This is a genomic window from Stappia stellulata DSM 5886, assembly GCF_000423705.1.
GTDB lineage: Bacteria > Pseudomonadota > Alphaproteobacteria > Rhizobiales > Stappiaceae > Stappia > Stappia stellulata.
In genome coordinates, this window is the sequence record NZ_KE384082.1 from 731,102 (window position 1) to 743,410 (window position 12,309).

Genomic DNA, 12,309 nt, shown 5'->3' on the forward strand with positions numbered 1-12,309 from the left:
TCCTCCCTGTCATGAACAATTTACAAGTCCGCGGCCGGGCTATTTTTCCTCTTGCCACGCGGTCCCGTTGATTCTCAAACTGTGCTCGATGGCATTGGCCTGGCTCAGGGTCTGTTCCACAAAACAGCCCCGGCGGGCGGCGCTGACGAGCTCGGCCACACGGTCCGGATCGGCCGCGGACGCAACATCCACATCGATCTCGAAACCGACAGGCCGACCCTGGTAAGGCCCGACGCCGTCCGGATGCGCTTCCCACCTCGCCCGGCAAAACACCTTTACATCGTCGACATCGATCTTGAGACGGCGCGAAAAGACCCGCACCTGGGTCATCAGGCAGCCGACAAGGCCGGTCAAAAAAAATTCGAGCGGCGTTGGCGCGGTGTCCTCGCCGCCCTGGAATTTCCCCTCGTCGGTCGCCAGCATCCGCGTCACCGTGAAGGGCTCCAGTGCGGTCAGCGTCACCTCATTTCGAAGCTTGCCGACACACGCGCCCTCGGCTGTGAAGTGAACGTTGAAGAGGGTGTCGGACATTGAAATCTCCGGGTGCCGCCGCTTTGTGCAAACGTTTGCACAATTAGAGGGCACGCTGTCCGGCGAGTAAAACCAACAAATATTCAAAATGATTTTTTACGGTTTCATTTTGGATGAATTGACCGTCGTCCGACCGTCGGTCCCAACTGGCTGCTGGTCCGGCTCGGATCCACCCGGATCGCGCGCAACGTGCTCGCGCTCGCCCTGTTCGCCAAGGGTCTGGCCGGCCCGCCCGCGACCGCGGTCATCGCAGGACCTCACACCGCTCAGCGGCCTGGCGCACGAGAAGCAAGGGATTGATTGGTGCGATAAACCGCTTCATGGCGCGGGTAGAGGCCAGTATGGGGCGCTCGGTGGTCCCGGGCGAACTCGGCATCAGCCTCGACGCTTCTCCGGAGGCCTTGAAGAAACGTACCTTCCTCCGCGACGGAAGCGCGGCAATGCGGCCGCAAACTCCAGCGAGAAGCCAGGCCACGGTGCTGCCCGCCGGACCCGGCCCCCAGGCCGTTTTCTTGCCCGGAGATCGGATCCGCGTGCCGCGAGGCCTAGATCGCGTAGCGCTTTTCCAGGTCGTCGAAGAGACCCTTGCGCACCATGCGCTGCCGTTCGAGGAAACTCGCAACGGGACCGGATTCATCCATCTTGCCCGTGTCCTTCAGCTGGGACAGGGCCACGGTCATGCCGTGGATCGCGGACTGAAGCGCAACATTGGCGTAGAGCACCAGCGAAAAGCCCATGCCGCCCAGCTCCTCCAGCTCGAGGATCGGCGTCTTGCCACCGACAACCAGATTGACGAGTTGGGGGGTCCCCTTCAGGGCCGCCGGAATGCCGCGCATCTCGTCGACGGACTGCGGTGCCTCGACAAAGGTGATGTCGGCGCCATCCTCGATGAAGGCGGCGGCCCGGTCGAGCGCCTCGGTGAACCCGTCGGTCGCGCGCGCGTCGGTGCGTGCCACGATCATCGTGTTTGCGTCCTGGCGCGCATCGACCGCAGCACGGATGCGCGAGCGGGCCTCGATCAGGGGCACGACTTCCTTGCCGGAAAAATGTCCGCACCGCTTCGGACTCTTCTGGTCTTCCAGTTGCACGGCGCTGGCGCCGGCCCGTTCCAGGGTGCGGATGGCGTGGCGGACGTTGAGGGCATTGCCGAACCCGTTGTCGGCATCGACCACGATGGGAAGCTCGGTCGCGTCGCGGATCGTCGATGTGTGCTGCGCGATCTCGCTCAGGCCGATGAAGCCCATGTCCGGCATGCCGAGATAGGTGTTGGTCAGCCCCGCGCCGGACAGATAGATCGCCTCGAAGCCCTGCTCCTCGATGACGCGGGCGGCAAGCGCATTTGCGGCTCCCGGCATGAGCACGGGCCCGCCGTCGAGGATCCGTTGCTTGAAGGCGCGGTTGATTTCGTGATTGAGCATGTAGGTTTCTCTTCTTCAGTCCTGGTCGTCGGAAAATTGGTGCGTCGGCGCGGGAAGATAGACGTGGCCGTCCATCAGCCGCCGCTGGGTGCGCAGGATACGGGCACTACGAATGCCGGAATTGTCGGGGTTGCGCATGGCCCCGACCGAGAGAATGCCGCTCGGTGTCGCGATGCGCAGGTTCAAGACGTCGGCTCCCTCCGGCAGGCACGCCGCCACGGCAGAGCCCTCGACCGCGGCGGCGCAGGCAAGCGCCAGCGCCCCCGTCACCGGAACGGCTCGATGCGCCTGGCCGGCAGAGATCATGCGGATCTGGAGATCGTGGGTTCCAGCCGGATGCTCCGTTCCCGAAAGATCGCGATAACTGCCGGCCGGCCCGACCATGGCGACCTTCGGCGTCGCCATGCGCCGCGCGGCCGCATCGAGATCTCCGGTCAGCCCCATGCGCACGGATGCCTCGCGGCGGAGGTCCTCCAGACGCGACATCAACGCGACATCAGCGTCGATTGCAGCTGGGTCGGCGCCCGTGTTGCCACCGACATCGCCGGCGTCGACGAACACGGACGGGACTGCGGCGTCGATCATCGTCACCCGCACCTCGTACCCGTCCGCAAGGCTCAGGCGGTGCAGGGCCAGACCTTGCGGCAGCAAGCCTCGTCCGAAGGTGTCGGCGGGATCGAGGAAATCGAGGGAGACGGGCGCCCCGGTTCCGGGAACGCCTGGAATGGACAAGTCCCCGGCAACCAAGGCGCGACCGTCGCGAACCGGAAAGCGCGCAACGATGATCTTGCCGGAGTTGGTGTTGTGAATGCGAACCTCGGCCGTGCCGTCGCGTGGGCCGGCAACCAGCCCCTCGTCATAGGCGAAAGGTCCGATCGCGGAACTCATGTTTCCGCAGTTCCCGCTGAAATCGACTTGGTCCGTGGTGACACCGACCTGAGCGAACGTATAGTCGACATCCGCGTCGGCGCGCGTGGGCGGAGCGACGATGCAGACCTTGCTGAGAGAGGACAGCCCTCCGCCCATTCCGTTCAGCTGGCGCTGGTAGGGGTCCGGGCTTCCCATAAGGGCCGCGAACAAGGGCGCCCATGCGGCCTTATCCTCCGGCAGGTCCGCGCGCTTCAGCACGACGGCCTTCGACGTGCCGCCGCGAATGAAGGCGGCGGGAATACGGTCCTGACTCATTCGCCGTCCCCTGCTTTCTCGGAAAGCTGGGCCTCGAGCGCAGTCCAGCTGTTGCGGATATGGCGGCGCATCAAGAGCCCGGCCACCTCGGCGTCGCCGCCGGCGACCGCCTCGGCAATGCGCTTGTGCTCGTGCAGGGCCTTGACGCCGCGTCCGGTCACATTGCGATGCTTGACGCGCAAGAGGGAAAGCTGCGGATAGAGGTCGCGGGCGAGATAGCGTTGCAACAGCTCGTTTCCCGCCATTCCGGCGATCACCAGATGAAAGTCCCGGTCGCCGGCGCCTTGAAGATAGGCCCCTTCGGGATGGGCGGCGACCTCCGTGGCATGCTGATCGAGCAGGGCGCCGAACTGCGCCGCCGTCTCGCCGCTTGCCCTGGCGGCCGCGAGCATTGCGGCCTCGGCCTCAAGCGCGGCACGGACTTCATAGAGCGCCCGCGCGTCTGCGCGGCTCAGCTCGCGCACGCGCGCCCCGCTGTTCGGCACGATCGTCACGATTCCGGACTCGTTGAGCAGGTTGAGTGCCGCGCGCACCGGCCCTCTGCTGACGGCGAACCGCTCAGCCAGGGCGACCTCTCCAAGACGCGCTCCCGGCAGCAGCCGCCCGGACAGGATTTCGTCGCGCAGGTCCTCCGCGAGTCGCTCCGCAACGAGTCCACGGGATGTCTCGCTAATTGTTGACAATTTTATCCTCCACGAACCGCATCACCGGAAGGGCAGATCTTCATTTACAAATAAAATCGTTTAATTTCAATGATATGTCAACATGAATGACTCGCTTGACACGACAAGGATCCGAGCGCTACCAATTGAAATCTGCAAAATTGAACTACAATCCAACAGCAAACGTCTGGGAGGACGTCCCAACCATGAAGAAAATTGCAATCGCCGCAGCCGCGCTCGGCATGTCGCTGGCGGCAGCGCTTACGCCCCTAACCGCAAGCGCGGAGGAGAACTGGCCGCCGCGCAAGATCACCTTCGTCGTCGCTCTCGGGCCCGGCGGCTCCGCCGACCGCACGGCACGTGCGCTTGCCCAGCGCCTGCAGGACGAACTCGGGACACCGATCTCGGTGGTCAACCAGGAAGGCGGCGGCGGCCACGTCGGCCACACCTACTTCTCCCAGATGCCGGCCGACGGCAGCTACTTCCTCGCAACATCGATCCACCCCTATATCTCCAACGCGATGCTGCGCTTCGACGCGGACTACACGCTCGACGACTTCGCCTTCATCAACGGGCAGTGGAACGACTACGACCTCTTCGCGGTCAACGCCGAAACACCGTTCAAGTCCCTGGCCGAGTTCATGGAAGCGGCGAAGGCCGAGCCCGGCACGCTGAAGGTCTCCGTCGTGCCCGGCTCGACCGGCGCGATCAACCTCGAGCTCGCCCTTGAAGCCTTTGGCCTCGACAAGAGCGCGGTCAGCATCGTCACCTACCAGTCGGGCGGCGCGGCCCGCACCGCCGTTGCCGGCGGCCAGGTCGACATGACGGTTCTGGCGGCGGACGGCACCTTGTCCATCGCCGAATACGTGCGCCCGCTGGCGCTGGCGGCCGATGAACCGAGCGCGGACTGGGACGCTCCCACGCTGAACGCGGCCCTCAAGGACAACGGTCTGGAAACGGTTCCGGTCCTGGCGGGTTCGATGCGCGGCCTCGCCGCCCATGCGGAGTTCAAGAAGAACCACCCGGAAGCGTTCCAGAAGATGGTCGACGCCTACAAGGCGGTGCTTGAGGACGAGGACTTCGTCGAGAAGCTCAAGGGCCAGAAGATCGGCGCGCAGTGGCTCGGACCGGACCGCACGACCGAGATCATCAAGTCGAACTTCGAAGTTCTGAAGCGCTTCAGCGCCGAGTAACGCGATCAAGTTGCGGGGGCCTTGGCTCCCGCAACTCTCAAAACGGCGCAGACAGGGGACGACCATGAGCGGAAGATTTCCCGCAAGCCATGCAGCCTTTCTCGGCATCGCGCTTGCCATTACGGGCTTCATTCTCTGGAGCGCGTTGTCCGCCTCGACCAGTCTGAACAACCTCATCGTGGTGGCGCCCGCAGCGCTGCTTCTTGGCATTCTGGCGCTGTGCATCGTCGTCGCGGCCCTGCGCAAGCAGGACGCCGAACCGGCACCGGCCGGCGCGCTTGGCGATCTTGTCCTGCTCGCCGGCTTCGGGATCTTCTGCTACGCCCTGACCCATGTCGGGTTCGACGTGGCGACCTTCGTCTTCGTCTGGGCCGGCATCGTGGTGAGCGGAGGCCGCAGTCTGTGGGTTCCCCCCCTCTACGCTGCGGTATTCAGCCTTGCCCTCGTCAAGGGGTTCGGGTCGCTCTTTCCCTATCCCATGCTGACGCTGGTGCTTTGACATGCTCGATCAATTCGCGTTGTCGCAGGCCTTCGGCCTGCTGTTTTCCAGCTTTGACCCCTGGATCTGGGTGATCCCCGGCCTGCTGATCGGGCTGGTCTTCGGCTCGATCCCCGGTCTTCAGATCTCCATGGCGATGGCGGTGTTCCTGCCGGTGACCTTCGGCATGGACTTCCTCCAGGCGATGCTCTTCCTCACCGCGATCTTCACCGGTGGGGCCTATGGCGGTGGCGTCACCGCCATATTGATGAACATTCCCGGCTCCTCCTCCTCCATCGCGACTGCCTTCGACGGCTACCCCATGGCACGTCAGGGCAAGCACAACGAGGCGCTCGGCCTCGGGCTTGCCGCCTCCGTGGTCGGGTCCTTCATCGGCTATATCCTGCTGCTCCTGCTGATCGGGCCGATGGCGGCCCTGGTGCTGAAGATCGGCCCGATGGAAATGGTGGTGGTCGTGCTCTGGGGCCTGACCCTGATCGCGACCCTCAACGACAGCAGCCTGGCCAAGGGCCTGTTCGCCGGCTTTCTCGGGCTTGTTCTCAGCCAGATCGGCATGTCGACCACAGGGATCATGCGCACCACCGTCGGCAACCCGCATCTTCTCGACGGCATTCCGGTCGTCCCGGCGATGATCGGGATCTTCGCCGCCTCCGAACTGCTGCGCCTGCGGGGCAGCAGCTACCTGGTGACGGATGAGGCCCAGCGCGACATTTCGCTCAGGAGGATCCTTGCCGGCGTGGCGGAGACCTTCCGCCATCCTGTCGTGCTTTTGCGCGGCAGCCTGATCGGCGCCGGGATCGGCGCGATTCCCGGCGTCGGCTCCTCTGTCGCGAACCTCGTGTCCTACGGCGAGGCGCGGCGCACCTCCGCAACGCCGGAGGCCTTCGGCAAGGGAGCGCCCGAGGGGGTTATCGCGGCGGAATCCGCCAACAGCAGTTCCGAGGGCGGCTCGATGACCGCGCTTCTCGCCCTCGGCATTCCCGGCGGTGCCGCAACCGCCGTGCTGCTTGCCGCCTTCTCGTTTCACAACATCATCGGCGGCCCCTCCTTCATCCGCAACCAGACGGACGTGGTCTATTCGATCATCCTCGGCAACCTGGGCCAGGTGTTGCTGCTCGCCGTGGTCGGTCTGTTGATGCTGCGCGTGCTTGGAATGGTCGTTCGCGTTCCCCTCGCCTATCTGGTGCCGAGCGTGCTTGCGATGTGCGCCTGGGGCGGCTACGGGATCACCGGAACCGTCGCCGGACCGCTGACCGTCGCAGCCTTCGCTTTGCTTGGCTGGCTGATGCGCCGCAATGCCTATCCGGTTGCCGCGACCGTGATCGGCCTGCTGCTCGGCCGCATGATGGAAGGCGAACTCGTGCGCACGCTGCAAATCTCGAACAACCAGCCGATGACCTATCTTCTGGAACGGCCGATTGCGCTCGTCCTCGCCATTGCGATGCTCGCGGTTCTTGTCGGGGCGCCGTCGCTCAAGGCCTTGCGCGCCCGCAAGGCGCGGCGCGCCGGGCATTGACGGTGATGCGGTCCGCAGTCGCGCGCGGCGCGGCGACGGTCGGGATCGGATGCGCCGGCGGCGTCGCATTCTATCTTTTGAACCTTCCGCTCCCCTGGGTTCTGGGAAGCCTCTTTGCCTCGGCGCTTGTCAGTCAGCTTTCCGGTTTCCGTCCGGGCCTGCCCGCCGCATGGCGCAACTGGTCCATGGTGGCGATCGGGACGATGCTGGGCACCGGCTTCACCCCCGATGTGATCGCACGTGCGGGGAGCTGGGTCGTCAGCCTCGCCGTCATGACGCTTCTGTCCTTCGCCTTCTGCGGCCTCGCCTACGCGGTCTTTCGCCGATGGGGCGACATGAACCGCGAAACCGCGCTGTTCGCCGCGATGCCCGGCGGCTTGTCCGTGGTGACGATGCTCGCGGAACACTACAAGACCGAGGCCAACCGCGTGGTGCTGTGTCATACGGCGCGTCTGGTCGTGCTGCTGGTGAGCGCACCGCTGCTGATCCAGTGGATCTCCGGCATCGACCTCGCGGAGGCCAACCGGACGGCCTTCTCCGGCGCCGAGCCCCTCGACCTGGTCGAGCACGGCACGCTCGCCCTCGTCGCCGTTGCGAGCTGGTTCATCGCGACGCGCGTGCGCTTTCCCTCCGTAATGCTGCTCCTGCCGTTGTTCGCATCCGCCGCAATTCATGCCACGGACCTGGTGACGGTCCACGTCCCCCCCGTCCTGTCCGCACTGGCGCAGATCGTCATCGGCGCCGGCGTCGGCGCACGCTTCGCGGACTACAGCTTGAGACAGATTGCAAGGGACGGATGGCTCGCGGCCGTCGTCGGCCTTGTCTTCGCCGCCAGCTCCCTCGCCGCCGCCTTCGTCGTGGCGCCACTTGCCGGAGCAGATGTCGCACCGCTGTTCCTCGCGTATCTTCCCGGCGGCGCTCCGGAACTGGGCGTGGTTGCCCTGGCGCTGATGATCGATCCCGCGATGGTGGCCGCGCACCATGTGGCGCGTGTCTTCCTGATCGTGGCGCTGCTTCCCTGGGCCGCAAGCCGCGTAGCCGGAAAAAAAGACGGCGCGCCCTAGCCGAGACGCACCGTCTTTCGTGTTTCAGACACCCTGGCGGCGATCCGAATGCCCGACCCGCGACATGCGGTTGCCGGCCGCGCAGGGAAACGGAAACAGCGCAGACGGCGCCCGGCGCCGCTGGATCGCGGCAGATGAGCTACCAGTCGGGCGAGGACCCGAAGTCGCAGATCCGCACGAGCTCGTCATAGGCCCCCGCGCAAGCGCCGAGCACGGGGGCTGGCTGTTGCAACCCCTCGCCGGTCGGGAAGGAACGAACGCATCCGCCGGCTTCAATGATCAGCGCATAACCCGCCATACAGTCCCAGGCACTCATCCTCGGCTCGGCATAGCCGGAAAGCCGACCCGCAGCGACCCAGGCCAGCATCAGCGCGCCCGACCCGTACCGAACCCATGCCGCGCCCGCGTCCATCAGGGCCGCCAGCATGTGACCGACCCTCGCGCTGTCGACCCGGTCATTGGCGCCAACCCCCAGAAGACCAGCCCTGAGATCTCCGTCCAGCGCGCGCAGCGGCTCTCCATTCAGGAAGGCACCGCCACCACGGCTCGCTGTATAGAGTTCGTCCAGCACGGGCGCGTAAATCACCCCCACGACCGGTCCCTCTTCGTCACAAACGGCTATCGAGACGCACCATCCCGGGAGTCCGTTCAGATAGGGCGCGGTCCCGTCAATCGGATCGATTACCCAGATCAGGCCGGACCTGCCGGCACTGAGACCGTGCTCTTCGCCAAGCTGCGCGTCCTGCGGGAAGGCCTCGGACACGGCAAGACGGATCAGCGTCTCGACCTCCCGGTCGGCCTCCGACACCAGGTCGGTCACATGGCGTTTCTGCTCGACCACCAGTGTCTCGCGCGCGTTGAAGCGCTCAAGCGCGAGCGCACCGGCACGGCGGGCGATCTCGATGGCAGCCGCAAGACGGTCCGCCCCCACTCCTTCTTCCATCATGCCGCCTCCGGGATCAGGGCGATGCCGCGCGAGCGAACCTCTAGGGCGACCTCGGTCCCGGACGGCAGCAGGGTATCGCTCTCGTCGTCGATGACGAAGATCCGACCGAAGGGACCGTCGATTTCATACTCCACATGGTCCCCGAGATAGGCCGACGACGCGACCGTTCCGGGGATGCCCTCCCCGTCCGCTTTTACCTTCAGCGCATTGGAGCGCAGCGACAGCCGCGCAGGACCGGGCGCAACACCGCGCGACGGCAGGGGAAAGGCAACGCCGCCAAGCTCCACGCGCGCGACGTCGCCGTCGACGTCGAGCACGCGGGCATCGACGACATTTGCCTCGCCGATGAAATCGGCGATGAACTCAGACGCCGGCGCCTCGTAGAGCTCGCGCGGACTGCCGATCTGGGCAATCACGCCGTCCTTCATCACAACGATCGTGTCGGAAACAGCAAGAGCCTCTTCCTGATCGTGGGTGACATAGACCGCGGTAAAACCCAGCCTTTGCTGCAACTCTCGGATATCGGTGCGCACCTTGCGCCGCAGGCGGGCATCGAGATTGGACAGCGGCTCGTCCAGCAACAGGACCTGCGGCTCCAGCACAAGCGCACGCGCCACGGCGACACGCTGCTGCTGACCGCCGGAAAGCTCGGCCGGAAGACGTCCGCCAAGACCCGACAGACCGACCAGGTCCAGCGCGTCCTCCGCCCGTTTGCGAGCCTCCTTCGGGCGCAGCCCTCCGGCCTCCAGCCCGTAGGCGACGTTCTGCCCCACGTTCATGTGAGGAAAAAGCGCGTAACTCTGGAACACCATCGACACATCCCTGCGGTCGGCGGGAAGCCGCGTCACGTCGTCGCCGCCGATCAGGATCCGCCCCTCGGACGGGCTTTCCAGGCCGGCAAGCATCCGCAGTGTCGTTGTCTTGCCGCAACCGGAGGGCCCGAGCAGGGTGACCAGCTGACCCGGCGCGATATCCAGGCTCAGGTCATGGATGGCGGTGAATTCGCCGAAGCTCTTCCGCACGTTCCGGAATTCCACGGCACCTCTTGGCTGCGTCATGCGTTTGCTTCCTTGTTGATGGGCGATCCCGGGGAGACACGCTCCTCCCTGCGGCGTATGCGGCGGTCGCCGACAAGCAGCTGGAAACCGCCGATCACCGTGATCATCACGAGAATCAGGACCGAGGAGTAGGCGATGGCGATGCCGTATTCGCCGTTCTCGACCAACCCGACGATATAGGCCGTGGCCATGTTGTATTTCGCGCTGACGAGGAAGATCACGGCAGAGATGGACGTGATCGCGCGAACGAAGCTGTAGACCAGAGCCGCGAGAATGGCCGGGCGCAACAACGGAAGGATAACCTTGCGCATCGTTCGTCCGGATCCCGCCCCCAGCGAAAGAGAGGCCTCGTCCAGCGAGCCGTCGAGCTGACTCATTGCCGCGACACCGCCGCGCACGCCCACCGGCATGTTGCGGAACACGAAACACGCGATCAGGATCACCGCCGTTCCCGTCATCTGGAGCGGGGGAAGATTGAAGGCCATGATGTAGCTGATGCCGATGACGGTTCCCGGAATCGCGAAACTCATCATGAGCGCGAACTCGAACACCGAGCGTCCCGGGAAGTTTTGGCGAACGATCAGCCAGGCGGTCAGAAGCCCAACGGCGGCCGTCAGCGGAGCGGCCAGAAGCGCAATTTCCATCGTTGTCCAGAAGCTGTCCCAGGCGACGCCGGTCCAGCGGATGCCTTCGTCCCAGCCGATCCCGAAGGCCCTGATATAGTGCTCGAACGTCAGGGAATGGTCGAGACCCCATACCTTCACGAACCCGCCAAACACGATCATCGCATAGACAGTGATCGTGAAGGCGGCCCAGGCCACCGCGATCGTCGTCGCCGGCCAGGCGACCCGCTTCGGCAGGCTGATATGCCGGCCGCCGTCGCCCTTGCCGGTCACGGTGGCGAAGTTGCGGCCCGTGAGCCAGAAACGCTGCGCGAGAAAGGCAGACAGCGTGAAGAACAGCAACACCATGGCCAGGATTGCCGCGCGCGCCGGATCGTTCTGCGCGCCGACAACGGCGAAGAAGATCTCTGTCGAAAGAACCCCGCCGGACCCACCGAGCACGAGAGGGTTGCCGAAGTCGGCCATCGATTCGATGAAGCCGATCAGGAACGCATTCGCGAGCCCCGGCGCCAGCAGCGGCAACGTCACCTTTCGAAACGTGCGCCAGCGGTCGGAGCGCAATGTCTGGCTCGCCTCCTCCATCGACGGACTGATCCCCTCGACCACCCCGATGAGAACGAGGAAGGCGATCGGCGTGAAACTGAGCATCTGTGCGATCCAGATGCCGGTCAGGCCGTAAAGCCAGCGGCCAAGCTCCCAACCGGTCGCGACCTCGATCACATTGGTCAGCGTGCCGGACCGTCCGAGCAGCATCGTCAGCGCGAGACCGATCACGAAAGGCGGCGTGATGATCGGCAGGACGGTCAAAAGGCGAAGGGATTTCTTGAACCGGAAGCCCGTGCGGGTCGCGACCAGCGCGAACACCAGCCCGAGCAGCGTCGTTCCGGTGGCCGTGCAGATCGCAAGGAAGAAGGTTCGCCACGCAACGCCGCAATTGCCACCCGCGAGACAGCCGAGCGACCAGATCTTCGGATCGACAATGTTCCGGCGCACCCCCTCGGTCGTGAACGACCCGTCGAACTCCTGAAACGCACCGGAAAACATGGAAACGAGCGGATAGAAGACGAAGACCGCCACCAGAAGAATGAGCAGCGTGATGGCGCCGAGAACGAAGGCATCGCCCTTCAGGGCGCCGCGTTCGGCCGCGCCGAAGGCGATCATCAGCGCGAAGCCGGTCACCACCATCAGCGCACCGGCGCCGAAGGCCGGCTGCCCCGAAACATCACCGAAAAGCGCCTCCAGCAGGCCCCAGTTCCAGCCCCTGAGTCCGATAGCAAGGCCTTCCGCCAGCATCCACGCAAGACCCGAGACGCCGATCGCGATCATCGCCGCGCCCCGGGTTCCGGGTTTGCGCATCACCCGCAGGCCGACCGCAGCCGCGACCAGCACCAGGATCGGCAGCAGTTGCCATTTGCCGTTGAGAGCCTGCAGGAGTCCGGGCCATAATTTCTCCGACGAGAAAAAGTCCGGCACCCACTCGAGCCCGAAAAAGCCGGACCTGATGCGATACCAGGGCAGCGCGACAAGCGCGAAGAGGCTTGCCGCCAGGATCAGATCGAGCCTGCGGTTGTCTCTGGAGGTCATGTGTCTGTCCGATGGGAAAGATGAAGCAGA

11 protein-coding genes are annotated in these 12,309 nt (G+C 65.0%); 4 read left to right on the plus strand and 7 right to left on the minus strand.

Going from position 1 to position 12,309, the window contains the following annotated elements; all coding sequences use genetic code 11:
* Positions 1-39 precede the first annotated feature (39 nt).
* From G572_RS0115755 to G572_RS0115770, 4 genes are all read right to left on the minus strand, one after another.
* Positions 40-531: an OsmC family protein gene (locus G572_RS0115755; protein WP_029059299.1), complete on the minus strand. Its 492-nt coding sequence runs from the start codon at positions 529-531 to the stop codon at positions 40-42.
* A 545-nt stretch (positions 532-1,076) separates the two neighbouring features.
* Positions 1,077-1,949, minus strand: coding sequence for an isocitrate lyase/PEP mutase family protein (locus G572_RS0115760; protein ID WP_029059300.1), 873 nt, complete (start codon positions 1,947-1,949; stop codon positions 1,077-1,079).
* A gap of 15 nt (positions 1,950-1,964) precedes the next feature.
* Positions 1,965-3,134, minus strand: coding sequence for a 2-methylaconitate cis-trans isomerase PrpF family protein (locus G572_RS0115765; RefSeq protein WP_029059301.1), 1,170 nt, complete (start codon positions 3,132-3,134; stop codon positions 1,965-1,967).
* On the minus strand, positions 3,131-3,817 hold the full coding sequence (locus tag G572_RS0115770) for a GntR family transcriptional regulator (RefSeq protein WP_051242502.1): 687 nt from the start codon (positions 3,815-3,817) through the stop codon (positions 3,131-3,133). The genes G572_RS0115765 and G572_RS0115770 overlap by 4 nt, the downstream gene beginning before the upstream one ends.
* Positions 3,818-4,002: 185 nt before the next feature.
* Between G572_RS0115770 and G572_RS0115775 the strand changes: the two genes are divergently transcribed.
* From G572_RS0115775 to G572_RS0115790, 4 genes are all read left to right on the plus strand, one after another.
* On the plus strand, positions 4,003-4,989 hold the full coding sequence (locus G572_RS0115775) for a Bug family tripartite tricarboxylate transporter substrate binding protein (protein WP_037546960.1): 987 nt from the start codon (positions 4,003-4,005) through the stop codon (positions 4,987-4,989).
* 64 nt (positions 4,990-5,053) lie between these two features.
* The gene (locus G572_RS0115780; RefSeq protein ID WP_029059304.1) at positions 5,054-5,488 is read left to right on the plus strand and encodes a hypothetical protein; all 435 of its coding nucleotides are present in this window, start codon (positions 5,054-5,056) and stop codon (positions 5,486-5,488) included.
* Between the two features lies 1 nt (position 5,489).
* A complete protein-coding gene (locus G572_RS0115785) occupies positions 5,490-7,004 on the plus strand; it encodes a tripartite tricarboxylate transporter permease (RefSeq protein ID WP_029059305.1) in 1,515 nt (504 codons plus the stop codon).
* Positions 7,005-7,009: 5 nt separating this feature from the next.
* On the plus strand, positions 7,010-8,068 hold the full coding sequence (locus tag G572_RS0115790; protein WP_037547261.1) for an AbrB family transcriptional regulator: 1,059 nt from the start codon (positions 7,010-7,012) through the stop codon (positions 8,066-8,068).
* Between the two features lie 139 nt (positions 8,069-8,207).
* Here G572_RS0115790 and G572_RS0115795 read toward each other — a convergent pair whose 3' ends face one another.
* The 3 genes from G572_RS0115795 to G572_RS0115805 are packed head-to-tail and all read right to left on the minus strand — an operon-like array spanning position 8,208 to position 12,279.
* Entirely contained in the window at positions 8,208-9,011 is an 804-nt protein-coding gene (locus G572_RS0115795; RefSeq protein WP_425423443.1) for an inositol monophosphatase family protein, read from the minus strand.
* Positions 9,011-10,072 carry an ABC transporter ATP-binding protein gene (locus G572_RS0115800; protein ID WP_029059308.1) on the minus strand — a complete coding sequence of 354 codons (1,062 nt, stop codon included), beginning with the start codon at positions 10,070-10,072 and terminating at the stop codon, positions 9,011-9,013. The genes G572_RS0115795 and G572_RS0115800 overlap by 1 nt, the downstream gene beginning before the upstream one ends.
* On the minus strand, positions 10,069-12,279 hold the full coding sequence (locus G572_RS0115805) for an ABC transporter permease (protein WP_029059309.1): 2,211 nt from the start codon (positions 12,277-12,279) through the stop codon (positions 10,069-10,071). The genes G572_RS0115800 and G572_RS0115805 overlap by 4 nt, the downstream gene beginning before the upstream one ends.
* Positions 12,280-12,309: the final 30 nt, after the last annotated feature.